Genomic DNA, 21,871 nt, shown 5'->3' on the forward strand with positions numbered 1-21,871 from the left:
ATGGGCGGAACGATATAAAGCATATTTTCCGCTTATCATCTCGAGTGCATGCCTTCTTTACCTATTTTGTGTGAATTTATTGTAAATCAAATGTGATCTAGCATGCAGATTTAGAATAAAGAAAATACAGCAAAATATCAGGTGATTTATTTATTTCATTGTTTTATTTGATTAAAAATATTTTTATATCATATTTTTTTAATCTTTATGTTAAAAGATTAATTGATCGTACATGTATATACAACTATATCTATAGGAACAAGAAAGGTAGCTAATGGACAGATAAAAGAGGGTATACAAGTGACAGCATTGAATAATAAATATCGAAATATCGAAATTAGGGCACCGAGAGGGAATACATTAAATGCCAAAAGTTGGCTGACAGAAGCCCCATTACGCATGTTAATGAATAACCTTGACCCAGATGTTGCAGAAAACCCTCATGAATTAGTGGTATATGGCGGTATTGGGCGTGCAGCACGTAATTGGCAATGCTATGACCAAATTGTCGAGTCCCTGAAGCAGCTCGAGAGCGATGAAACACTACTGGTTCAGTCAGGTAAGCCTGTCGGTGTTTTCAAAACCCATGAAAATGCGCCACGTGTTTTAATCGCCAATTCAAATCTGGTACCACATTGGGCAAACTGGGAGCATTTCAATGAATTAGATGCGAAAGGCCTTGCCATGTATGGGCAAATGACCGCAGGTAGCTGGATCTATATCGGCAGCCAAGGCATTGTTCAAGGGACGTATGAGACCTTTGTGGAAGCCGCTCGCCAGCACTTTAACGGTGATTTAACTGGGCGTTGGGTCTTAACTGCAGGGCTTGGTGGAATGGGGGGAGCCCAACCTCTTGCTGCCACACTGGCGGGGGCCTGCTCATTGAACATTGAGTGCCAACAAAGCCGTATCGATTTCCGTTTAAGAACTCACTATGTGGATGAACAAGCGACTGACCTTGATGATGCGTTAGCGCGTCTGAAAAAATACACATCGGAAGGAAAAGCCATTTCTATTGCACTATGCGCCAATGCCGCTGAAATTCTTCCTGAGCTTGTCAAACGTGGGGTGAAACCGGATATGGTGACCGATCAGACAAGTGCTCATGACCCTTTGAATGGTTACTTACCCATTGGTATCAGCTGGGAAGAGTACCGTGAACGCAGTGTTCAAGACCCGCAAGCCACTGCATTGGCTGCAAAAAAATCTATGGCTGAACATGTTAAAGCGATGCTGGCATTTAAACAGCAAGGCATTCCCACCTTTGATTATGGAAACAATATCCGCCAAATGGCACTGGAAATGGGCGTAGAAAATGCGTTTGATTTCCCCGGTTTTGTACCTGCTTATATCCGCCCGCTATTTTGTCGCGGTGTTGGTCCATTCCGCTGGGTTGCGTTATCAGGAGATCCTGAAGATATCTATAAAACAGATGCGAAAGTGAAAGAGCTGCTGCCGGATGATAAGCACTTGCATCGCTGGTTGGATATGGCTCGTGAACGTATTAGTTTCCAAGGGTTGCCAGCGCGTATTTGCTGGGTTGGCCTTGGGGATCGCGCTAAATTAGGTTTGGCATTCAATGAGATGGTAAGAAGCGGTGAGGTTTCAGCGCCGATTGTTATCGGCCGTGATCACCTAGATTCAGGTTCAGTGGCCAGCCCAAATCGTGAAACGGAATCAATGAAAGATGGTTCTGATGCAGTTTCAGACTGGCCATTACTCAATGCGTTATTAAACACAGCCAGTGGGGCGACGTGGGTATCTTTACATCACGGTGGTGGCGTAGGTATGGGCTTCTCTCAGCATTCTGGAGTGGTAATTGTGTGTGATGGAACGGATGAAGCAGCAGAGCGCATTGCCCGAGTACTGCACAATGACCCTGCAACTGGTGTCATGCGCCATGCCGATGCAGGCTATGACATAGCTATCGCATGTGCGCAGGAAAAAAATCTTAATTTACCGATGATTAAAACACGTTAAGGAGTGCCATTAATGACTAAGTTAACTATTCACCCAGGAAAAATGACACTCGAAGACCTGCGTATTGTTTTCCAACAATCGGTAACAGTGGCATTAGATAAACGCGCTCACGGTGCTATCGAGAAAAGTGTTGCGACGGTCAATAAAATTATTGAAGAAGATAGAACCGCTTATGGTATCAATACCGGCTTTGGTTTACTTGCTAATACGCGTATTGCGACTAAAGATTTGCAATCATTACAACGATCTATTGTGATGTCTCACGCTGCTGGTGTGGGTGAACCGTTAGATGATGACCTCGTGCGCTTAATCATGGTACTCAAAATTAATAGCTTAGCTCGTGGTTTTTCAGGGATCCGCCTTGAAGTTATTAATGCCTTGATCGCATTAGTGAATGCGCAAGTTTATCCATTTATTCCTGCGAAGGGGTCAGTGGGGGCTTCTGGCGACTTAGCACCATTGGCTCATATGAGTTTAATTCTGTTAGGCGAAGGAAAGGCGCGTTATGAAGGCAAATGGATTTCAGCGAAAAAAGCGTTAGAAAAAGCGGGGTTAGCACCTCTAAAATTGGAAGCCAAAGAAGGTTTAGCCTTATTAAACGGCACGCAAACATCGACGGCTTTCGCGTTGAAAGGGTTATTTGAGGCAGAAAAATTGCTGCTATCTGGCATTGTTTGTGGTGCGCTGAGTGTTGAAGCCACACTGGGCTCTCGCAAACCCTTCGATGCTCGAGTTCAAGAAGTTCGAGGACAAAAAGGGCAAATTGATGTTGCGGCGATGTTCCGTGATGTTTTATCACCGACCAGTGAATTGGCGAAGTCCCATGAAAACTGTGTGAAAGTGCAAGACCCCTATTCATTACGTTGTCAGCCGCAAGTGATGGGCGCTTGTTTAACCCAAATTCGCCAAGCTGCTGAAGTGATATTAATTGAATCGAATGCTGTGTCGGATAACCCGTTAGTCTTTACCGATAATGGCGATATTATTTCAGGCGGTAACTTCCATGCAGAACCTGTTGCTATGGCAGCCGATAATATTGCGCTGGCATTAGCAGAAATCGGTGCGTTATCCGAACGTCGCATTGCATTACTGATGGATACCCATATGTCACAGTTGCCACCTTTCTTAGTGAATAACGGAGGGGTTAACTCAGGATTTATGATAGCTCAAGTCACTGCGGCTGCATTAGCGAGTGAAAACAAAGCATTAGCCCACCCTTCGAGTGTTGATAGCCTGCCGACATCAGCCAACCAAGAAGACCACGTATCGATGGCGCCTGCGGCGGGTCGTCGTTTATGGGAAATGGCAAAAAATGTCACGGGTATTTTAGCTATTGAATGGCTTTCAGCGTGTCAGGGAATGGATTTCCGTGAAGGTTTGAAGTCGAGTGAAACCTTGGAGAAGGCACGTAAAACACTGCGTGACCAAGTGGCTTACTATGATAAAGACCGTTATTTTGCCCCTGATATTGAAGCGGCAATTAATTTAATTAACCAATATAAACTGTCTGCGCTGTTCAAGGCTGGCGCTGTTTTCCCTAACTAGTTTATCAAGCAAATAAAAGGTGGTCGGCAATGTACTGGCCACCTGAAGTATTTATCTGCACGACAATAAAATAATACGAAGGATAAATCATGCAAAGCACATCACAACTTGCGCGAGGGCTTTCTGCGCGTCACATTCGATTTATGGCTTTAGGTTCTGCGATTGGTACAGGTTTATTTTATGGTTCAGCTAAAGCAATAGAAACCGCTGGGCCTGCGGTATTACTCGCTTATATTATCGGCGGTGCCGCTGTATTTATGGTCATGAGAGCACTGGGTGAAATGGCCGTCCACCGGCCACTTGCGGGATCGTTCTCACAGTACGCTAGCCATTATTTAGGGGCTAGAGCCGGTTTTTTTGCGGGTTGGACTTATGTTTTTGAAATGCTCATTGTTTGCTTGGCGGACGTGACAGCATTTGGTGTGTATATGAAACTGTGGTTTCCTGAGGTTGCGCAGTGGATCTGGGTATTGAGCATTATTTTCTTTATTGGTGCAATAAACTTATGCCATGTGAAAACTTTCGGCGAAATGGAATTTTGGCTGTCAATCATTAAAGTTATCGCGATTATTGCGATGATTGTTGGTGGTGCCGCTATTATGATGTTTGGTTTTGGCCAAGCGGCTGATCATGCGGTTGGGGTATCAAACTTATTTATTCACGATGGGTTTATGCCAAATGGTATTGGTGGGGTGATTGCGTCCTTTGCCGTGGTGATGTTTGCGTTCGGGGGAATTGAAGTTATTGGCATTACAGCGAGTGAAGCGAAAAACCCTGAAACCACGATTCCAAGAGCGATTAATGCCGTGCCAATTCGTATCTTACTGTTTTATGTCCTGACTTTATTTGTCTTGATGTGCATTTACCCATGGAACCAAATTGGGCAGCAAGGTAGCCCGTTTGTGCAAATTTTCGATAGCTTAGGTATTCAATCTGCAGCGAATATCTTAAATATTGTGGTGATCACTGCGGCAATTTCGGCAATTAACAGCGATATCTTTGGTGCTGGGCGTATGATGTATGGCATGGCACATGAAGGACAAGCACCGAAAGCCTTTACTAAGCTGACAAAAAATGGTGTGCCTTGGATGACGGTATTAGTGATGGTCGCGGTATTGCTGGTGGGTGTGGTATTGAACTATGTCATCCCTGATGATGTGTTTGTGGTGATTGCGTCAATTGCGACGTTTGCAACGATTTGGGTATGGTTGATGATCTTACTGTCGCAGTTTGCAATGCGCAAAAAAATGTCGCCAGAAGAAATTAGCCAATTAAAATTTCCTGTACCTATGTGGCCAGTTGCTCCTATTTTAGCCATCGCATTTATGGTATTTGTTTTTGGTGTTTTGGGATATTTTGAATCGACACGAATTGCATTATATGTCGGCGTTGTTTGGTTAGTATTGCTGACTATCGCCTATGCACTTTGGGTAAAAAAGCCAGCGAAAGAGGCGGAAGTGGTACTGCAAAACGAAAGTTAGTATCGTGACTTCTTTACTGAACTGGTTATTTTTCTTCACGCCCTTTAGCTAAAATAAAGGGCGTTTTTACGACCAAAGATGCTTCAATAAGCGCGATAACCAGATTTCCTCAGCAAATTTTATTACATTAATCTGCTGATTTGTCTTTCACTTCGTGGCAAACTTTAGCTATTCATATATTCCCTTTCAAAATACAGGCTGGAGAACCCCTTCTTGGAAAAGATTTTCGTTGATGAAGCCGTTGCAGAACTTCATACCATTCAAGATATTTTACGTTGGACAATGAGCCGCTTTAATGCTGCCAATGTGTACTATGGTCACGGTACAGATAACCCATGGGATGAGGCGCTACAATTGGTGTTACCAACACTTTACTTGCCTCTAGACCTGCCCGATGAGCTATTAACATCCCGCTTAACGCCAACAGAACGCCACCGCATTATTGAGCGTGTCTTGCGACGTATTAATGATCGTATTCCGGTTGCATATCTGACTAATCGCTCATGGTTCTGTGGCCATGAATTTTATGTTGATGAACGAGTGCTTATCCCTCGCTCGCCAATTGGTGAATTAATCAATAATCACTTTGTTGGCTTAGTGGCGGATGAACCTCAAACTATTCTTGATTTATGTACCGGAAGTGGTTGTATTGCGATTGCTTGTGCTTATGAATTCCCTGATGCAGAAGTCGATGCGGTTGATATTTCAAGTGATGTGCTAAGCGTTGCTGAGCAAAATATTGCTAATCATGGTTTAGATCACCGGGTGATACCGATTCGCTCTGACTTATTCCGTGATATGCCAGAGGTCAAATATGACCTGATCGTGACAAATCCACCGTATGTTGATGCGGAAGATATGGACGATTTACCAGAAGAGTTTCGTGTCGAACCTGAATTAGCACTTGCTGCCGGAAGTGATGGTTTGAAACTGGTGCGTCGTATTTTAGCGAATGCACCGCGTTTTCTGACGGAAGAAGGGGTGTTAGTGTGTGAAGTGGGTAACAGCATGGTTCATCTGATTGAACAATATCCTGAAATTCCATTTATTTGGCTGGACTTTGAATACGGCGGTGATGGTGTGTTTATGTTAACTCGTGAACAACTTGTTGAGCATCACGCACATTTTGAGCTTTATATCGATTAATCAACAGTTGCGTGATGTTCTAAGATCATGTAATCAATAATAACGACACAACGATATAATAATTAACAACCAAAATTCTTGATAAAACAAGAATGGCTTAGAATAGGAAACTCCGATGGCAGGAAATTCAATTGGGCAACTGTTTCGTGTGACCACGTTTGGTGAATCACATGGCGTTGCATTAGGTTGCATCGTCGATGGGGTTCCCCCAGGTTTAGCATTGACAGAAGCCGATTTACAAAAAGATTTAGACCGTCGTCGCCCGGGAACATCACGTTATACGACTGCGCGCCGTGAACCTGATCAAGTGAAGATTTTATCGGGTGTCTTTAATGGTGTGACAACCGGAACTAGCATTGGCTTACTCATTGAAAACACTGACCAACGTTCGCAAGATTATGGTGCAATCAAAGACGTGTTTAGGCCCGGCCATGCAGATTACACATATGAACAAAAGTATGGTCAGCGTGATTATCGTGGTGGTGGTCGCTCATCAGCACGTGAAACGGCAATGCGTGTTGCAGCAGGTGCGATTGCGAAAAAGTATTTACAAGAAAAGCTTGGCGTGCAAATTCATGGATGCTTAACACAAATGGGATCAGTCGCATGTGAAATTAAAGACTGGTCAATTGTCGAAGAAAATCCATTCTTTTGTCCAGATCCTAGCAAATTAGAGGCTCTTGATGAGTTATTGCGCGGTTTAAAGAAAGAAGGTGATTCGATTGGCGCTAAAATTACCGTTATTGCAGAGCATGTGCCTGCGGGCTTAGGTGAGCCGGTATTTGACCGTTTAGATGCCGATCTCGCTCACGCGTTGATGAGTATTAACGCAGTGAAAGGTGTGGAAATTGGTGATGGCTTCGGTGTTATTGCGCTCAAAGGCAGTGAAAACCGTGATGAAATTACCCGTAATGGTTTCACATCAAACCATGCAGGCGGTATCTTAGGCGGTATTAGCAGTAGCCAGCCTATTATTGCGCATATTGCGTTAAAACCGACATCCAGTATTACCGTTTCAGGTAAAACACTCAACCGTGATGGCGAAGAAGTTGAAATGATCACCAAAGGGCGTCATGACCCTTGTGTGGGAATTCGTGCAGTGCCGATAGCAGAAGCAATGATGGCGATTGTTCTAATGGACCACTATTTACGTCATCGTGGTCAGTGCTCGGATGTAACGCCAGCAATGAAACCGTTTGAATAATCGGTTTTACTGTGTTTTATGTAGTGACAACAAAGCGGCCTAGTAGGTCGCTTTGTTGATGATGAAGGTTCGGATGAAGCCTCCTAAAAATACCTCATCTAGGTTGTGATATTACCAAAGCTGTTTGGCGATATATTCACATCAACATCATGATATTTCTTCTCTTTGGATAGTAAAATGGATTGGCTAACAGCCGTTGCTCCTGAAGTTTACGCTTTACTCTTCTTTGTTGCGCTATTTGCAGGGTTTATTGACTCCATCGCGGGTGGTGGTGGGCTATTAACGATCCCAGCTCTGTTATCCGTGGGAATCACACCAGTTGAAGCGTTAGCAACCAATAAATTGCAAGCTGTTGGCGGTTCGTTTTCTTCAACACTCTATTTTGTCAGGCGCAAAGCCATAGATTTACGAGAACAATTGTTTCCGTTCATTATGACCATGATTGGTGCCATGTTGGGTGCGATTGTCATTCAAATGATTGATACCGCGTTCTTAAAACAACTGTTGCCTATCTTGGTGATTTGTGTCGGTTTATACTTTTTATTAACGCCATCAATCGGTGTGCAAGACCGCCAACAACGTATCAGCATGCCATTTTTCGGGGTGGCAATTGGGATGACACTGGGTTTTTATGATGGTGCATTTGGCCCCGGAACCGGTTCATTTTTGGCGTTAGGCTATGTTCTGCTGCTCGGCTATAATCTTGCTAAAGCCACCGCCCACGCGAAGTTACTTAATTTTGCCTCTAATTTTGGCTCTTTAGTATTCTTTATTATCGGGGGTCATGTTCTTTGGGCCTTAGGTTTTGTTATGCTAATCGGCCAAATGGTTGGCGCTCGTTTAGGTGCGCGTTTGGTCTTAACCAAAGGACAAAAACTGATCAGGCCAATGATCGTGGTGATTTCGTTACTGATGAGTATTAAGTTACTCCATGATAGCCATGGTGACGTGATTAAAGCTTGGTTTCTCTCATTATTTTAAGATGATTTAAATTATTCATGAGTACACATAATTATCAGGATCTAATCAATATCTTTGATGAATGTTTTGGTGTGACATATAACACCAGGCTGGTAAAAGGGGATGATGAACCCATTTATTTACCTGCTGATGAGGCTGTGCCTTATCACCGTATCGTATTTGCACACGGTTTTTTCACCAGTGCGCTGCATGAAATCACACATTGGTGTATCGCAGGGGAAGCAAGGCGCCAGCAAGTCGATTACGGCTATTGGTATTGCCCAGACGGTCGAGATGAAAAAACACAGTGTGAGTTTGAAGTGGTAGAGATTAAACCTCAAGCGCTAGATTGGCTGTTTTGTGTTGCTGTTGGCATTCCATTTAATGTCAGTTGTGACAACTTAGAAGGGGATTTTGAGCCTGACCGCATTGCGTTTATGCGCAAAGTTCATGCGCAAGTGATGCTTTATTTAGAAAATGGTATCCCTGAACGCCCATTACGCTTTATTAATGCGTTACAATTGTTTTACAATACGCCACCTCTTTGTGCAGAAGCTTTTCCTTATCCGGAAGATATTTTTGCCTAATGAACACATTTAAGTAAGGATTAAGCATGCTTGCGGATTTAGAAACACGCATACTAACGAAGATTGATGATATGGTTGAGCACGCGAGTGATGATGAACTCTTCGCTGGCGGCTATTTGCGTGGTCACTTAACCCTTGCTGTGGCTGAGCTGGAAGAAGAAAACGAAACCAGCTCTGAAGCATTATATCAACGTGTCGAAGTCAGTATTCAAAATGCCATCAAAGCTGGCGAATTGACACCACCAGACCAAGTACTGGTATTAGATATGTGGAAAAACTTATTAAATAACGCAATTTAATTTGTAATGTTATACATTGAAAGCGGGGAAACCCGCTTTTTTGTTAGCTAAATTTTGTTGTGAGTAAAAATTATGGCGAATATTCGTTTAGCAACCCCCTTCGATGCCAAACATCTTCCTGCCGTAGAAATTTCTGCAGGGCAGACATTCACGAGTATCGAAAAATATCAATGGCTTGCCGAAGGTGATGGGCAAACAGAGCAAGACCACCTCGATTTTATTTCCGAGCAATTAGAATGGGTTGCGGTGAATGATTGCGATGAACCAATTGGTTTTATCAATGCTGAAGATCATCATACTAGCCTACATATTTGTGAGGTTTCTGTCTGCCAGCAATGGCAAGGGCAGGGTTTGGGTAAAAAGCTGATTAAGCAGGTTCTTGATGCCGCTTTGGCACGGAATATCACGGTAGTGACATTGACCACTTGCCGTGATGTGCCTTGGAATGCACCTTATTACCAACGCTTAGGTTTTAAAATTCTTGCAATTAATGAGTTAACCACCGAGTTACAGGCTATTTTACAGTCTGAAGTCGAGGCGGGGTTTGCCGCTGAAGACCGTTGTGCAATGGCTATCTCATTAACATAAGGTATTAATAAGGGAGTTTAATAGGGCGACCTAATAATAATTTCCTTACCCAAAAACGGTTTGGGTTCAATTCTGCAAGGGTTTCATCGTCGAGCGGGAGTATTTGTCCAAAAATTTGAGCAGCCAGCAATTCCGCACAAAGGGGGGCAGTGGATAACCCTCTTGACCCTAATGCCCCAAAAATAAATAAATTTGGGTGCACAGGCGCTAGTGCAATAGGCTGCTCTTTGGCAATTTTGCTGGGTAAATCATGGTAATGCGCCAGATGTTGTTCAAAATCAGGCACATTGCCTAATAAGGGAAAGTGGTCGCGAATAACACAACGAATACCTTGGCGTGAATGTTGTTGCGAGATGTCGATATCCCTAGGCCAAGTTACATCAGGTAGGTTATCAATCAGTTTTTGGCGGTTTCCTTGTTGCTCTTCCTCACTATAATCTAAATCAAGTCGCTCACGTTGGTAGCTAGCGCCTAAGCAATGTTGTGTACCAGAGGTATCGGCAGGGGTTAAATACCCTTCAAAGCACAGAACATTTTTCAGTTGTTGTAGGGTGTGATTGGTAGGAATGTGGCTCACTTGCCCACGCACAGGTGAGATAGGTAAATTGATGGTTTGAGCAAATTGGCGCAGTTTGTGCCCATTGGCAATAATGACAGTTGAGTGAACACGTGTTAGCTCGTTTTGCGGCGCTGTTTCAATCAATAATTGCCAATCTTGTTCAGTTTGTTTTAATTCCACCACATTATGTTCAAAACAGAAGGTAACGCCTTTCTGCTGCAAATATTGCTGCAAACTCTCACAAAATTGGGCAGGGCAAAGCCATCCTCCAGACGCATAATGAATGCCATCATGGTTGACATCAACACCGCAAATATCACTCAGTTGTAGACGATTCTTACCAATAGCAAAATCGTCAGGCCACTCAGTTTCTAACATTCCCGCTATTTTACGAGCTACTTTGTCGTTATACGCTAATTGGCTGACACCGCACCATTGCCCCTCAAATACGATCCCCTGTTTCGCCAATTGATGGTAAAAGCGAGAAGCAAAAGGGAAAGCGCTGACAAAAAAGCGCTCAAGTGGATCGTTATTGCCTGTGAGTAAGGGATAAATAGCCCCTTGGCGATTGCCTGAAGCATTTTGTGCAACTTGGGCATCTTGGCAGTATAAGGTGACTTTAGCACCGCGCTTATGAAGTGCGTAGGCTGCCGTTAAACTGGCGAGCCCACCGCCAATGATAGCAACATCCGTTGGGTTGTCTGCTTTTCGTCTTGCGAACCAAGGGGTTGGGATATTAATTTCTTTTTCAGCTAATACTCCGGTTAACATTTCTCGCTTGTTACCAAAGCCTTTGACTTTTTTAAGGGTGAAACCAGCTTGTTGCAGGCCTCTCTTGACCGCACCTGCCACGGTAAATGTCGCAAAAGTCCCATTAAGGCGAGCTAATGTTGCCATGTTAGTGAACAGCTGTTCACTCCACATTTCGGGATTTTTTGAGGGTGCGAAACCATCTAAAAACCAAGCATCTATCTTATTGTTTAAATTGCTTTTTAGTAAAGATATTTGCTCATTAACATCGCCAAACCATAAATCTAATATGATATGGCCATTTTCTAAAATGATCCGCTGATTACCCGGTAAGGCTTGTGGCCAACTTTCACAAAGGATTTGCGATAAACTAGCAAGTTCAGGCCAGCAGCGATGTGCAGCGATTAAATCTGTTTTTGTTAAAGGGTATTTTTCGAAACTGATGAAATGTAATTGCTGTAATGTTGCGTTTGGGTTTTCGGTTTTAAACTGCTTAAAAGATTGCCACAATGCTAAAAAATTCAAACCCGTACCAAACCCTGTTTCGGCAATCACACAGGTTGCAAGAGGGTGCGTCGCAAAGCGGTCAGGAAAATGATTTCCTTGCAAAAAAACATGGCGAGCTTCTTCTAAGCCATTTTGGTTAGAAAAATAGATATCTGCAAACTGTTCAGACATAGGAGTGCCTTCGTCATTCCAACTTAGGCGTGCGGTTTGTACAGCGTTCTTTTTCACGATAAGCCTACATTGTTTATATAATTCCTAAATTTTACCGCTGATATCGGTGTAAGGCTACCGTCATAAAAAAGACTCATTCCCGTCACAAAGAAAAAAATACAAATATTTACCCTGATCGGACTTGTTCAGCGTACAAGTGTAAGCTAAAGTGACAACCTGTAATCCCGCAATCATATAATTATAGTCATGAGGTAACGAATGAAGCGTGCAGTCATCACTGGTCTAGGTATTGTTTCCAGCCTTGGTAATAACCAGGAAGAAGTACTGGCTTCTTTGAAGGAAGGTCGTTCCGGGATCACTTTCTCAGAAGAATTCAAAGAGGCAGGGCTACGTAGCCATGTCTGGGGTAATGTCAAAAATTTAGACCCGAAAGACTTAATCGACCGTAAAATTTTCCGTTTTATGAGTGATTGCTCCGCCTATGCTTATTTATCAATGGAACAAGCGGTTGCGGATTCAGGTTTAACAGAAGAACAAGTTTCAAATTTACGTACAGGTATCGTTGTTGGTTCCGGTGGTGGTTCTCCACGTAATCAAGTTGCGGGTTCTGACGGTATGCGTGCTAAAGGTTTACGTGGTGTAGGCCCATATATGGTGACTCGTGCAATGGCATCGGGTATTTCTGCTTGTTTAGCAACACCGTTTAAAATCAAAGGCGTAAACTACTCAATTAGTTCTGCTTGTTCAACATCAGCGCACTGCATCGGCCATGCCGTTGAATTGATCCAATTAGGCAAACAGGATGTGGTTTTTGCGGGTGGTGGTGAAGAACTGAGCTGGGAAATGACCTGTGAGTTTGATGCGATGGGCGCATTGTCCACAAAGTATAATGAAACGCCAGACAAAGCATCAAGAACTTACGATAAAGACCGTGATGGTTTCGTTATCGCAGGTGGTGGCGGTATCGTCGTCGTTGAAGAGTTAGAGCATGCGTTAGCACGTGGTGCGCATATCTATGCTGAAATCGTTGGCTATGGTGCTACATCTGACGGTGCAGACATGGTTGCGCCATCAGGAGAAGGTGCTGTGCGCTGTATGCAAATGGCAATGCAAGGTGTCGATAAAATTGATTATATCAATACACACGGTACATCAACGCCAGTGGGTGACACCAAAGAGTTAGAAGCTATCCAGGAAGTGTTTGGTGCTAACTCTCCTGCAATTTCTGCAACGAAAGCGATGAGCGGTCACTCATTAGGTGCTGCGGGTGTCCACGAAGCAATTTACAGCTTGCTGATGTTAGAACACGGCTTTATTGCACCAAGCATTAACGTCGAAAATCTAGATGAGAAAGCAGCGGGCCTGAATATCGTGACTAAACCAACGGAGCAAGCGCTGGAAACAGTCATGTCTAACAGTTTCGGTTTCGGTGGAACTAACGCCACATTAGTGATGAGCAAATACAAAGCATAATTTGTATCAGATTAACTAATTGAATAAACGAGAACTTCGGTTCTCGTTTTTTTGTTTAATCACTACCTCCGCCATCACCTCCCCCTGAATCGGATGATGAACAATCAGAACTTGAGTTATCATTAGAACAATAATGGCTACTTGAGCGGTGGTTATCATCACTGGATGCGCTGTCATAATAAGGGGGCTTGTAGCTTGAACTCGAATTATTTGAATTCACTCGATATGCAGTTTCTTTCACATTTTTACGCACTTCAAATATTTGACTTTTGCCTTTCGACCAACCAATAGTCACCAAAGTGGTATTTTTCTTTACGCTGATATGCAGCATTTTACCACAAAAAATATGCATTTTACCCAGCGCTTTTATTTGGATATAACCGCTGTCTTTTTCCGTGATAGTTACGGGTTTTTGGCTATGAATGGTGTAACGGTCGCCATAGACATCAATGGTACGCGTATACGCTAACGGTTTCGGCTGGATATTAAAAAGGGCGAAAAGTAATCTATCGAACATTGTGTTTTATGTTTTAATAAATGAGATGACTAAAATAATTGATTGACGCTATTCAATATATCGTCATTATCTTAATCAATGATTTATTAATGACTGAGTGAATATACATCATTTTATTAAATTTTTTTATCCAAAACAGTGACATGATATTAGCTCAATTTTTAGTTGAATAGAGGAAATTATATGAGTGTAACAAGGTTTCATGCGGCTATTTGGATGCAGGATTTTAAAATTTTAGGCAAGGCATTATCTCGTTATATCCGCAGTAAATTTAGTGGGATGATTAGTAAAATACATAATACTGAAAAAATATTTCCACTGCATAGTTATGACCAAAAGAGAACGAACACAACCACTAGTTTGCAATCAAAACATGTCTATTATGGCGCAGGAGCTCATGATAAATCAGTAGTTTTATTAAGTTATATAAAGCTCCCTATTTATTAATAAAAAATGCCCCAAAATCACACTGGGGCAAAGTGTTACAGAGGTTGTATGAACAACAGATATCGTATGAACAACCGTGAATTATGAAATAGTGGAATGTTTACGTTTACGAATGCGTTTTACAATAGGTGGAAGAATTAGCACTAATACCGCCAGTGTTAATAAACTTTGAGAAATCGTACTGCTCCAAAGAATATCGAAATTTCCATTACTGATGGATAATGAACGGCGTAAGTTTTGTTCTAGCATTTCACCTAATACAAACCCTAAGATTAATGGCGACAATGGGAAGTTCATTTTTCGTAGAATAAACCCAAATACGCCAAGCCCCATCATGAGTAACAAATCAAATGTCGTACTGTGAACGGCATATACCCCGACAGCAGAAATGCAAGCAATAGCAGGGACTAAAAACCACAGCGGAACCGTTAGCATACGCGTGAATAAGCCAATTAATGGAATATTCATGATGAGCAGAACTACGTTAGCAATTAATAAAGCCGCAATTAACCCCCACACAATATCAGGTTGCTCAGTAAACATACCTGGGCCTGGGGTGATATTATAGAGCGTTAGCGCCCCCATCATTACTGCAGTTGTCCCCGACCCCGGAACGCCAAGGGTTAACATTGGGATAAATGAGCCACAGGCAGAGGCATTATTGGCTGCTTCTGGTGCAGCGACACCGCGAACATCGCCATTACCAAAATCGCCTTTTTCGCCACTGATTTTCTTTTCAGTCATATAGGTTATGGCACTGGCAATGGTGGCGCCGGCACCTGGTAAGACGCCAACAAAGAACCCAATAAAAGAGGAGCGTAAAGCAGGGCCAGCACACGCTTTGGCCTCTTTGCGATTAAACAGCATTCTGCCTGTTTTACGGATCAGCCCTTGTCCTGTTGCCGTGCCTTCGAGCATCAATAAAATTTCGCTAACAGAGAACAAACCAATAACCACGACGATAAATTGCACGCCATCCGATAAATGTACGCTATCAAAGGTAAAACGATATTCCCCAGAGTTGGCATCTACGCCCACAGTAGCAAGTGATAAGCCAATTAATGCCGCCAATAGTGATTTGATTGGGTTTTGGCTCATCATACTGCCCAAACAGGCAATAGCAAAAACCATCAAAGCGAAATACTCAGCAGGCCCGAAAGCCAAAGACCATTGCGCTAATAAAGGAGCAAATAAAATAATACCCACAATCGCAATCGTTGAGCCAAGGAATGAACTCACTGCAGAAATTGACAGTGCAACACCACCTTTACCTTGTTTTGCCATTGGGTAACCATCTAGCGTGGTCATGATTGCAGCGGCATCACCAGGGACATTGAGTAATATGGATGAGATACGTCCACCATATTCACAACCTAAATAAACCGTGGCGAGTAAGATTAATGCAGACTCGGCCGGTAATTTAAGTGCAAAGGCCAGCGGTAGCAAAATAGCGACACCATTAATTGGGCCGAGGCCGGGAAGCATCCCAACGATAGTACCGATAAAACAGCCAATTAAGGCGATCAAGATATTTTGAGGAACAAGAGCAACCTCAAAACCTTGTGATAGGTACATCCAAGTTTCCATGATTTCGTTCCTTAATTAAGCAAGCTACCAATAGGTAAGGTTACATCTAGCCATTTATCAAAGGCATAGAATAGAAAGATACCTAAGACGGGGCCGGAAATAACCGCGGCGATAGGTGTTGCGCCAAATAGCAGGGCAATACTAATGGTGAGCAAACTGGTGGCAATCGGGAACCCCAACCATTCAAAAGCCCATGCATAGATAACAAGTGCAACGACTAATAAAACTAAACGACGTAATACATAGGGTTTTGGCCACTCAACGGCTTCTTGCTTGCCAAATAATAAGGCAAGGGCACAAAGCGCCATTAAAGAGAGTATGACAACCGGAAAAGGGCGGGGGCCCAGTGGTTCATAACTAAACTCACTCTGGATCCCCCAACCAATATAAATTCCGATAGCACACAGTATTAGCCAAACTATGGCAAATATGCGTTGGCTCATCGTTCACCCCATTATTTGGCTAAACCGAAGGCACGGGCTTGTTCACGGTATTGCTCGATTTCTTTTTTGACATAACTATCGAGTTCTTGCCCGGTTAAGTTGTATTCAAATAAGCCGCGGAGTTCGCGTTGTTTTTTGAATTCGTCGGTTTGTTGCAGTTTTTGGAAGGCTTCAACCCATTGGTTATAATCGGCATCAGACACTTTGGGGCCCATATAGAAGCCGCGGATGATTGGCCAGACAATGTCATAGCCTTGTTCTTTGGCTGTTGGGATGTCAGATAAACCATCTTCAAGGCGTTTGTCTGAGTAGACAGCAAGGATACGAATTTTACCTTCATTGATATATGGCGTCATTTCGCTGATATCCCCTGAAAGGACTTGAATATGGTTGCCCAGTAGTGCCGTTAAGGTTTCACCGCCCCCTTCAAAAGCTACGTAACGCATTTTGCGAGGGTCAATATCAATGGCTTTGGCTAACAAGGCCGTTTTCATCCAATCTTGGCTACCAATCGACCCTCCAGCACCAAAGACGATGCTGTTCGGATCCTTTTTGAAGGTATCCATTAAATCTTTCAGAGTCTTATAAGGTGAATCTGCACGCACGGCAATCATACCGTAATCGCTTCCTACACTAGCCAGCCAACGCACATCGTTTTCGTTATAGCGACCAAACTTACCTTGAGCAAGATTGAGTAAAGAACCGCCGGAGAAAGCAACAATGGTGCCGGGTTCAGCAGGGCGTTGAGCGACTATGGCGTTATAAGCGACCGCGCCAATACCGCCAGGCATGTAGGTCACTCGCATTGGTTTTTCGATTTCTTTGGTTTCTAATAGGGAAACTTGGACTAATTTACAGGTTAAATCAAAACCACCGCCGGGTTTGGCGGGAGCAATACATTCGGTGCGCTCAGGTAGGGCATTTGCTTGGTTGATGCCAACTAAAAATATTGCTGTTGCTAAGGCCTTCAGTGTGAATTTTTTCATTCTTTTTTCCTTACTAAGACAATAATTAGAGGTATATATTGTTTACTTCTTGTTTTGTTGGTATGGCATCATTGACCGACGAAGCTTTCATTTACCTTTCATTAACAAATATTATTATTTTTATGTGATATATATCAGATTGTTTTGTATTTTTGCTTTTTTGTTATGTTAACTTAATGTTAAATTAATCACGTTAATAGTGTTTATTAACAATAGTTGTGATGAACACAGTAAATATGCGCACATTTGCTTTCCATTCATTCAATGGAATGCCAACGTATACTGATAAATAATTATAATGAGTATGCGGAATGAGAATTTTATTGGTTGAAGATCATGACGAATTGTCATTATGGTTACAGAAGGCTTTGTCGTCATCTGGGTTTGCAGTTGATGTTGCTAGTGATGGCGCGATAGCAGACCAGCTATTACAAACTGAGCACTATGAATTAGTCGTGTTAGATGTATCACTTCCGAGAATGAGTGGGCTTGAGGTATTAGCGCAAATGCGCAAACGTCATCAAGAAACCCCAGTCTTGTTATTAACGGCGAATTCAGACGTGGCCGATCGAGTTCAAGGGCTAAATGCAGGGGCTGATGACTACCTGACTAAACCTTTTGATATTGCGGAATTAGAAGCACGTCTTCGCGCTTTATTGCGACGTAGTCAAGGGCAAGTGAATGAATCACAACAGTTTGGTTTGCTTAGTTACCATGAGGACGGTTATTTCTTATTAGGACAAGAACCACTTGGCTTGACGCCAAGAGAATATGCGGTGTTAAACACCTTATTTCATCGACGAGGGCGCCCTGTTTCTAAAATGCAATTATTTGAGCAGGTGTTTTCGTTGTCAGATGAAGCCAATTTACAAAGTATTGAGTTATATGTTCACCGTGTTAGAAAAAAACTTGCTGGTTCGGATGTTAATATCAATACCTTACGCGGATTGGGATACCGATTAGAGCAGTGTAGTGTATGAAATTAGTCTCTCATCCACGCTCTCTCTTTCATCAGTTGCTGCTCTTTTTCGGTATCCCCCTCATTTTATTGGGGAGTTTTTCGGTTTATACGCACTACTACAGTGCAAAAAATGCCGCAAACTTAGCCTATGACCGCACATTATTAGCTTCAGCTCGAACCGTCGCGGAGCGCTTGCAAGTTGTCGATGGGCACCTCTCAGTCAGTGTGCCTTATGTGGTGCTTGATAGCTTCGAGCTAAATAATAATGACCGAATTTTTTATCAAGTTATTTCTCCCGGTGGTGAAACTATTTCTGGTTATGATGACTTACCGCCGATTCCCCCGTATTGGATGCGCTCACAGCATTATACTGCGCTAGTTTATTTTTATGATGCGCAGTACAAAGGCTTGCCTATCCGTATTGCTGCATTTTATCAACCGATTAATGAAGGCGGTATCACTGGGATGGTTGAAATCCGTGTGGCGGAAACAGTTTATTCGCGACAAGATCTTGCTAATCAATTATTAATTTCTGCCCTGATGAGCCAAGGTACTGTGGTGTTTTTAACTTTGGTACTTGCCTATATTTTACTTAGTAAGTTATTGGCACCGCTAAAAAAATTGTCCCATTTAATGTTAAGCCGTTCCGCTAATGATTTAACCCCTTTGCCTGATTTGCTGCCGTGGTCTGATTTATCACCATTAATTGATGCATTAAACCGCTATATTTCCCGCCTAAAGCGGATGGTTCGACGGCAAGAACGGTTTAGTGCGGATGCCTCTCACCAACTTAAAACGCCACTAACTGTCCTCAAAACACAGGTTTCTGTTGCGATTAATAGTCAGGATGAAACCCAACGGCAACAGAGTTTACAAGCTATCGATAAAACTCTTGATAACACGATCAATTTGACGGATAGGCTTTTGCAGTTATCACGTTTAAAAGCCCATGAGAAAGAAGCCATTACACAGTATCGTGCTATAAACTTAGTGGATATTGTTCACCAGGCTTGTTTTACTCGGTTACCCCAAGCAGAAAGCCAAAATATTGACTTAGGTTATGAAGGCGCGGAAACAGCATGGATTAAAGGTGAACCTATTTTATTAGCAGAGATGTGTGCAAATTTAATTGATAATGCTATTAAATATACCCCTGCAAATGGGGTGGTCACCGTTCGGGTGGTCAGCAGTGATGACCATCTTCATTGGGTTTTGGAGGTCGAAGATTCAGGCCCTGGGATCCCAGACGCTAAAATTAGCCGTTCTATGGAAGCTTTTACTCGATTAAATAACGCGTTAGGAAAGGAAGGTGCAGGACTAGGTCTCGCTTTAGTGAAAGATATTGCCAGTTATCATGGTTCTGAACCACAGTTATTAAAAAGTGAGTTACTTAATGGATTGTTGGTTAAAATTGCATTTAAAGCAAGCCAAGCGCCACACTGAAAAGAACGCCCTAATTAGGGCGTTCCATTAGTGACAAAGTTTAAGAATAATAAAACTTGATGCACTTAGTTTCGTATTGGTACTAACACCTGTGGTAGTGTGTTATTTGAAGTCTCCGGATTAAAATTACTGCTTATCATTTGTTGTGAGAATCCGGCTATGAATCGGACTAATGTATCTGCTAGATTATAATAATCGTTAGTATTTGTAAGTCCGTTATGTATGCCCAGTAGGTGTATTTTTCCTTTTTGTTCCATAAGTAATTTTTTTTCTCTTATTTTTGAGTCAGTTTGGTATATTTCCTTAACCAAAGAAAGTGTGTCTCTATGGGACCACTTTCTATCGCTATAGTCCAAATTCTGATAAATAAATTCTGTTAGATTTATTTCTTCATCTTTTTGTTGAATTATTAGTGTATTTCGTTTATCAATGTCTATTGACATATCTGGGTTTTGTTTCAAGTCAATCTTTTCATTAAGGGATTCAATTAAAGCAGTAGTATTTCGTAATGCATTTATTTTATCGCTAATCGTTTGGTAATAATTTCTCTCACTGGTTTCAGAGGAAACTGATTTTAATGGAACAAAATTATGAATCTGCGAAATATAAGTATCTGCTTTCATATTTAGATTTTCATATTCTATTGCTATATTAACGTCTTCTTCATTAAAATTAATAATGAAAGGCATCGGACTAGAAGATTGAGAAGATAAATATAAATTATTATTTAATTCTAAATTAATGAGTCTCAGGGAAACCTTTGTTTTTATTAGTAAATCATAATGCTGAGATATTAAATATTCAATGTCTTTACGGATTTTTTTTGGGTTTTTCAGTATTGTATTTTCAGCGAGATAATTAGATAAATTATCCTTTATGATAGACATGTCGTTTTCTGATTTATCTATTTCGTATAAGAATATCTGTTTATTTTTATATAGACCCGCTTCATTTTTTAATTCAATTTGAATTCGTTGGTAAATTAGGTTAAATAATTCGTCTAATTTATTTTCGATGTTTTCATGATGTCTGTCTTTATCAACATAAATAAATGGAGGTATTAGTTCGGAAGTTAATATTTGATTTTTTATTGTTAATTCAATGTTCATTTTAAATCTATCAAACGATTTTAATGACTCAGTAAGCAAACTAAACTTATTATTATTTGATTGGCTTTCGATAAAAGCATTCCTGTCGAATTCTTTATAATTTTCAAAGTGTTCAATGGTATGATTTAAGTTTTTGTGTTTTTTTATTTTTTTCATATTTAAAATCAAATATTGAATTTCTGCGTTATCAATATTTAGTTCTGAAATATATTTACTTATTTTATTAATAGTGTTTTCATCTTTATGATAATTAGAGTTCTCATTATTTAGGCTTTCTAGTAATTCTTTGATTTTATTTGTTGTATCCCTGTGGGTTATAGCTAATTGTTTTGCTTTTAATTCAAGTTGGTACGTTTTATCTATAATAGATAATCTTTTATCTTGAATATCGACTGTTTTTTTTAAGTATTCTTTGAATAAAACATCGATATCATCTGAAACGCTATTAAAATTATTGACTTCTATATTTATAGATTTTAAAAGGTCATCGATTTCTTGAGGTGTTTTTTGTTCTTTTGAAGTAAATGTGTTGCGTACCTGAACATTTAGCTCTAATAACCTTGCAAAATCTAAATCCGATACCTCTGTAGCATTAAATTGAGATAATTTTTTTTTAATTGGCTGGTTAATTCTAAAATGAGTTCTTTATCACCTATCGAAGAATCTTTAGTTGTATTGTTTTGGGGGCTTTTCTTATATTCATTATTTAATTTATTTAGTATATCTAATTTATCCATTTGTTTTATTAATAGGCTTCTAACTTCAGTTTCTATATATTGTAAATTAAACCATTCTACGCTTGTATATTTCACGTGAGTTTGTAGTTTGCCAATTTTATTTAGTAGTTTAATATAAATATTATTGTTTTCTTTTAAGTTTTCATGGGAATCTTTGACCATCTTTTCTAAAAGAGATGCGTCATTGAATGGTTTTTCAAAAATTGATAGGGTTGCAGAATGATTAGTTTCCTGAGATATATTGTGGTTGTTTATGTTACCTTGTGGTTTTTCTTTTTTGTTTAAAGTTGATATTTGGTTTGCATTCATAGTAAACACTCCATGTTAATGATTATTAGACCTGCATGTAAACAGGTTTAATATAATCTAACAAAAGGAGAGGGACTAATTT

The 21,871-nt window shown here is 41.2% G+C and carries 20 protein-coding genes; 13 read left to right on the top strand and 7 right to left on the bottom strand.

The genetic code is table 11. From position 1 onward, the window contains the following. The first annotated feature begins 300 nt into the window (after positions 1-300). From hutU to ACU696_RS09950, 9 genes are all read left to right on the top strand, one after another. On the top strand, positions 301-1,980 hold the full coding sequence (gene hutU / locus ACU696_RS09910) for a urocanate hydratase (RefSeq protein ID WP_447343068.1): 1,680 nt from the start codon (positions 301-303) through the stop codon (positions 1,978-1,980). A 12-nt stretch (positions 1,981-1,992) separates the two neighbouring features. Continuing rightward, positions 1,993-3,525 (top strand): histidine ammonia-lyase, encoded by a 1,533-nt coding sequence (gene hutH / locus ACU696_RS09915; RefSeq protein ID WP_109911528.1) that lies wholly within the window; start codon positions 1,993-1,995, stop codon positions 3,523-3,525. A gap of 89 nt (positions 3,526-3,614) precedes the next feature. Further along, the gene (locus ACU696_RS09920) at positions 3,615-5,006 is read left to right on the top strand and encodes an amino acid permease (protein WP_004912378.1); all 1,392 of its coding nucleotides are present in this window, start codon (positions 3,615-3,617) and stop codon (positions 5,004-5,006) included. A 213-nt stretch (positions 5,007-5,219) separates the two neighbouring features. Further along, a complete protein-coding gene (gene prmB / locus ACU696_RS09925; RefSeq protein WP_004912375.1) occupies positions 5,220-6,152 on the top strand; it encodes a 50S ribosomal protein L3 N(5)-glutamine methyltransferase in 933 nt (310 codons plus the stop codon). A 115-nt stretch (positions 6,153-6,267) separates the two neighbouring features. After that, positions 6,268-7,356 (top strand): chorismate synthase, encoded by a 1,089-nt coding sequence (aroC, locus tag ACU696_RS09930; RefSeq protein ID WP_004912373.1) that lies wholly within the window; start codon positions 6,268-6,270, stop codon positions 7,354-7,356. A 177-nt stretch (positions 7,357-7,533) separates the two neighbouring features. Beyond that, the gene (locus tag ACU696_RS09935) at positions 7,534-8,337 is read left to right on the top strand and encodes a TSUP family transporter (RefSeq protein WP_004912371.1); all 804 of its coding nucleotides are present in this window, start codon (positions 7,534-7,536) and stop codon (positions 8,335-8,337) included. Positions 8,338-8,354: 17 nt separating this feature from the next. Further along, complete coding sequence (locus ACU696_RS09940; RefSeq protein WP_209102137.1) at positions 8,355-8,903, top strand: elongation factor P hydroxylase; 549 nt, start codon at positions 8,355-8,357, stop codon at positions 8,901-8,903. 26 nt (positions 8,904-8,929) lie between these two features. After that, positions 8,930-9,202 carry a YfcL family protein gene (locus ACU696_RS09945; protein WP_004257217.1) on the top strand — a complete coding sequence of 91 codons (273 nt, stop codon included), beginning with the start codon at positions 8,930-8,932 and terminating at the stop codon, positions 9,200-9,202. A 72-nt stretch (positions 9,203-9,274) separates the two neighbouring features. After that, entirely contained in the window at positions 9,275-9,790 is a 516-nt protein-coding gene (locus ACU696_RS09950) for a GNAT family N-acetyltransferase (RefSeq protein WP_109911531.1), read from the top strand. A 4-nt stretch (positions 9,791-9,794) separates the two neighbouring features. On the opposite strand, the gene mnmC is transcribed toward ACU696_RS09950, so the two are convergent. Then, complete coding sequence (mnmC, locus tag ACU696_RS09955) at positions 9,795-11,834, bottom strand: bifunctional tRNA (5-methylaminomethyl-2-thiouridine)(34)-methyltransferase MnmD/FAD-dependent 5-carboxymethylaminomethyl-2-thiouridine(34) oxidoreductase MnmC (RefSeq protein ID WP_209102138.1); 2,040 nt, start codon at positions 11,832-11,834, stop codon at positions 9,795-9,797. 201 nt (positions 11,835-12,035) lie between these two features. Here mnmC and fabB point away from each other — a divergent pair, with 201 nt between their 5' ends. Next, positions 12,036-13,250: a beta-ketoacyl-ACP synthase I gene (fabB, locus tag ACU696_RS09960; protein WP_109911533.1), complete on the top strand. Its 1,215-nt coding sequence runs from the start codon at positions 12,036-12,038 to the stop codon at positions 13,248-13,250. 55 nt (positions 13,251-13,305) lie between these two features. Here fabB and ACU696_RS09965 read toward each other — a convergent pair whose 3' ends face one another. Then, on the bottom strand, positions 13,306-13,767 hold the full coding sequence (locus ACU696_RS09965) for a hypothetical protein (protein WP_109911534.1): 462 nt from the start codon (positions 13,765-13,767) through the stop codon (positions 13,306-13,308). A gap of 183 nt (positions 13,768-13,950) precedes the next feature. Here ACU696_RS09965 and ACU696_RS09970 point away from each other — a divergent pair, with 183 nt between their 5' ends. Continuing rightward, on the top strand, positions 13,951-14,214 hold the full coding sequence (locus ACU696_RS09970) for a hypothetical protein (RefSeq protein WP_109911535.1): 264 nt from the start codon (positions 13,951-13,953) through the stop codon (positions 14,212-14,214). A gap of 81 nt (positions 14,215-14,295) precedes the next feature. On the opposite strand, the gene ACU696_RS09975 is transcribed toward ACU696_RS09970, so the two are convergent. From ACU696_RS09975 to ACU696_RS09985, 3 genes are read right to left on the bottom strand one after another with little or no spacing between them, the layout of a single operon-like run. After that, positions 14,296-15,801, bottom strand: a complete 1,506-nt coding sequence (locus tag ACU696_RS09975; RefSeq protein WP_004912355.1) for a tripartite tricarboxylate transporter permease — start codon at positions 15,799-15,801, stop codon at positions 14,296-14,298. 11 nt (positions 15,802-15,812) lie between these two features. Further along, positions 15,813-16,244 (bottom strand): tripartite tricarboxylate transporter TctB family protein, encoded by a 432-nt coding sequence (locus ACU696_RS09980; protein ID WP_109911536.1) that lies wholly within the window; start codon positions 16,242-16,244, stop codon positions 15,813-15,815. An 11-nt stretch (positions 16,245-16,255) separates the two neighbouring features. Further along, positions 16,256-17,230, bottom strand: a complete 975-nt coding sequence (locus tag ACU696_RS09985) for a Bug family tripartite tricarboxylate transporter substrate binding protein (RefSeq protein ID WP_004912350.1) — start codon at positions 17,228-17,230, stop codon at positions 16,256-16,258. 311 nt (positions 17,231-17,541) lie between these two features. On the opposite strand from ACU696_RS09985, the gene tctD reads away from it, so the two are divergent. Together tctD and ACU696_RS09995 are read left to right on the top strand one after the other, a co-directional pair. Continuing rightward, positions 17,542-18,210: a transcriptional regulator TctD gene (gene tctD / locus ACU696_RS09990; RefSeq protein ID WP_109911538.1), complete on the top strand. Its 669-nt coding sequence runs from the start codon at positions 17,542-17,544 to the stop codon at positions 18,208-18,210. Next, positions 18,207-19,634 carry a sensor histidine kinase gene (locus ACU696_RS09995; protein ID WP_109911539.1) on the top strand — a complete coding sequence of 476 codons (1,428 nt, stop codon included), beginning with the start codon at positions 18,207-18,209 and terminating at the stop codon, positions 19,632-19,634. Before tctD ends, ACU696_RS09995 begins: the two co-directional genes overlap by 4 nt. 65 nt (positions 19,635-19,699) lie before the next feature. Here ACU696_RS09995 and ACU696_RS10000 read toward each other — a convergent pair whose 3' ends face one another. Beyond that, positions 19,700-20,899: a hypothetical protein gene (locus ACU696_RS10000; protein ID WP_209102139.1), complete on the bottom strand. Its 1,200-nt coding sequence runs from the start codon at positions 20,897-20,899 to the stop codon at positions 19,700-19,702. A gap of 413 nt (positions 20,900-21,312) precedes the next feature. Beyond that, entirely contained in the window at positions 21,313-21,789 is a 477-nt protein-coding gene (locus tag ACU696_RS10005; RefSeq protein WP_209102140.1) for a hypothetical protein, read from the bottom strand. Positions 21,790-21,871 lie beyond the last annotated feature (82 nt).

It is taken from the genome of Providencia sp. PROV_01, assembly GCF_053098325.1.

Excerpts from the sequence above, each read along its gene's own strand:
- ACU696_RS09950 (WP_109911531.1), top strand. The coding sequence starts at position 9,275 with ATGGCGAATATTCGTTTAGCAACCCCCTTCGATGCCAAACATCTTCCT.
- hutH (WP_109911528.1), top strand. The coding sequence starts at position 1,993 with ATGACTAAGTTAACTATTCACCCAGGAAAAATGACACTCGAAGACCTG.
- ACU696_RS10005 (WP_209102140.1), bottom strand. The coding sequence starts at position 21,789 with ATGAATGCAAACCAAATATCAACTTTAAACAAAAAAGAAAAACCACAA.
- ACU696_RS09995 (WP_109911539.1), top strand. The coding sequence starts at position 18,207 with ATGAAATTAGTCTCTCATCCACGCTCTCTCTTTCATCAGTTGCTGCTC.
- tctD (WP_109911538.1), top strand. The coding sequence starts at position 17,542 with ATGAGAATTTTATTGGTTGAAGATCATGACGAATTGTCATTATGGTTA.
- ACU696_RS09945 (WP_004257217.1), top strand. The coding sequence starts at position 8,930 with ATGCTTGCGGATTTAGAAACACGCATACTAACGAAGATTGATGATATG.
- ACU696_RS09940 (WP_209102137.1), top strand. The coding sequence starts at position 8,355 with ATGAGTACACATAATTATCAGGATCTAATCAATATCTTTGATGAATGT.
- ACU696_RS09975 (WP_004912355.1), bottom strand. The coding sequence starts at position 15,801 with ATGGAAACTTGGATGTACCTATCACAAGGTTTTGAGGTTGCTCTTGTT.
- ACU696_RS09970 (WP_109911535.1), top strand. The coding sequence starts at position 13,951 with ATGAGTGTAACAAGGTTTCATGCGGCTATTTGGATGCAGGATTTTAAA.
- ACU696_RS09920 (WP_004912378.1), top strand. The coding sequence starts at position 3,615 with ATGCAAAGCACATCACAACTTGCGCGAGGGCTTTCTGCGCGTCACATT.
- aroC (WP_004912373.1), top strand. The coding sequence starts at position 6,268 with ATGGCAGGAAATTCAATTGGGCAACTGTTTCGTGTGACCACGTTTGGT.
- ACU696_RS09980 (WP_109911536.1), bottom strand. The coding sequence starts at position 16,244 with ATGAGCCAACGCATATTTGCCATAGTTTGGCTAATACTGTGTGCTATC.
- ACU696_RS09985 (WP_004912350.1), bottom strand. The coding sequence starts at position 17,230 with ATGAAAAAATTCACACTGAAGGCCTTAGCAACAGCAATATTTTTAGTT.
- ACU696_RS09965 (WP_109911534.1), bottom strand. The coding sequence starts at position 13,767 with ATGTTCGATAGATTACTTTTCGCCCTTTTTAATATCCAGCCGAAACCG.
- fabB (WP_109911533.1), top strand. The coding sequence starts at position 12,036 with ATGAAGCGTGCAGTCATCACTGGTCTAGGTATTGTTTCCAGCCTTGGT.
- ACU696_RS10000 (WP_209102139.1), bottom strand. The coding sequence starts at position 20,899 with ATGAAAAAAATAAAAAAACACAAAAACTTAAATCATACCATTGAACAC.
- ACU696_RS09935 (WP_004912371.1), top strand. The coding sequence starts at position 7,534 with ATGGATTGGCTAACAGCCGTTGCTCCTGAAGTTTACGCTTTACTCTTC.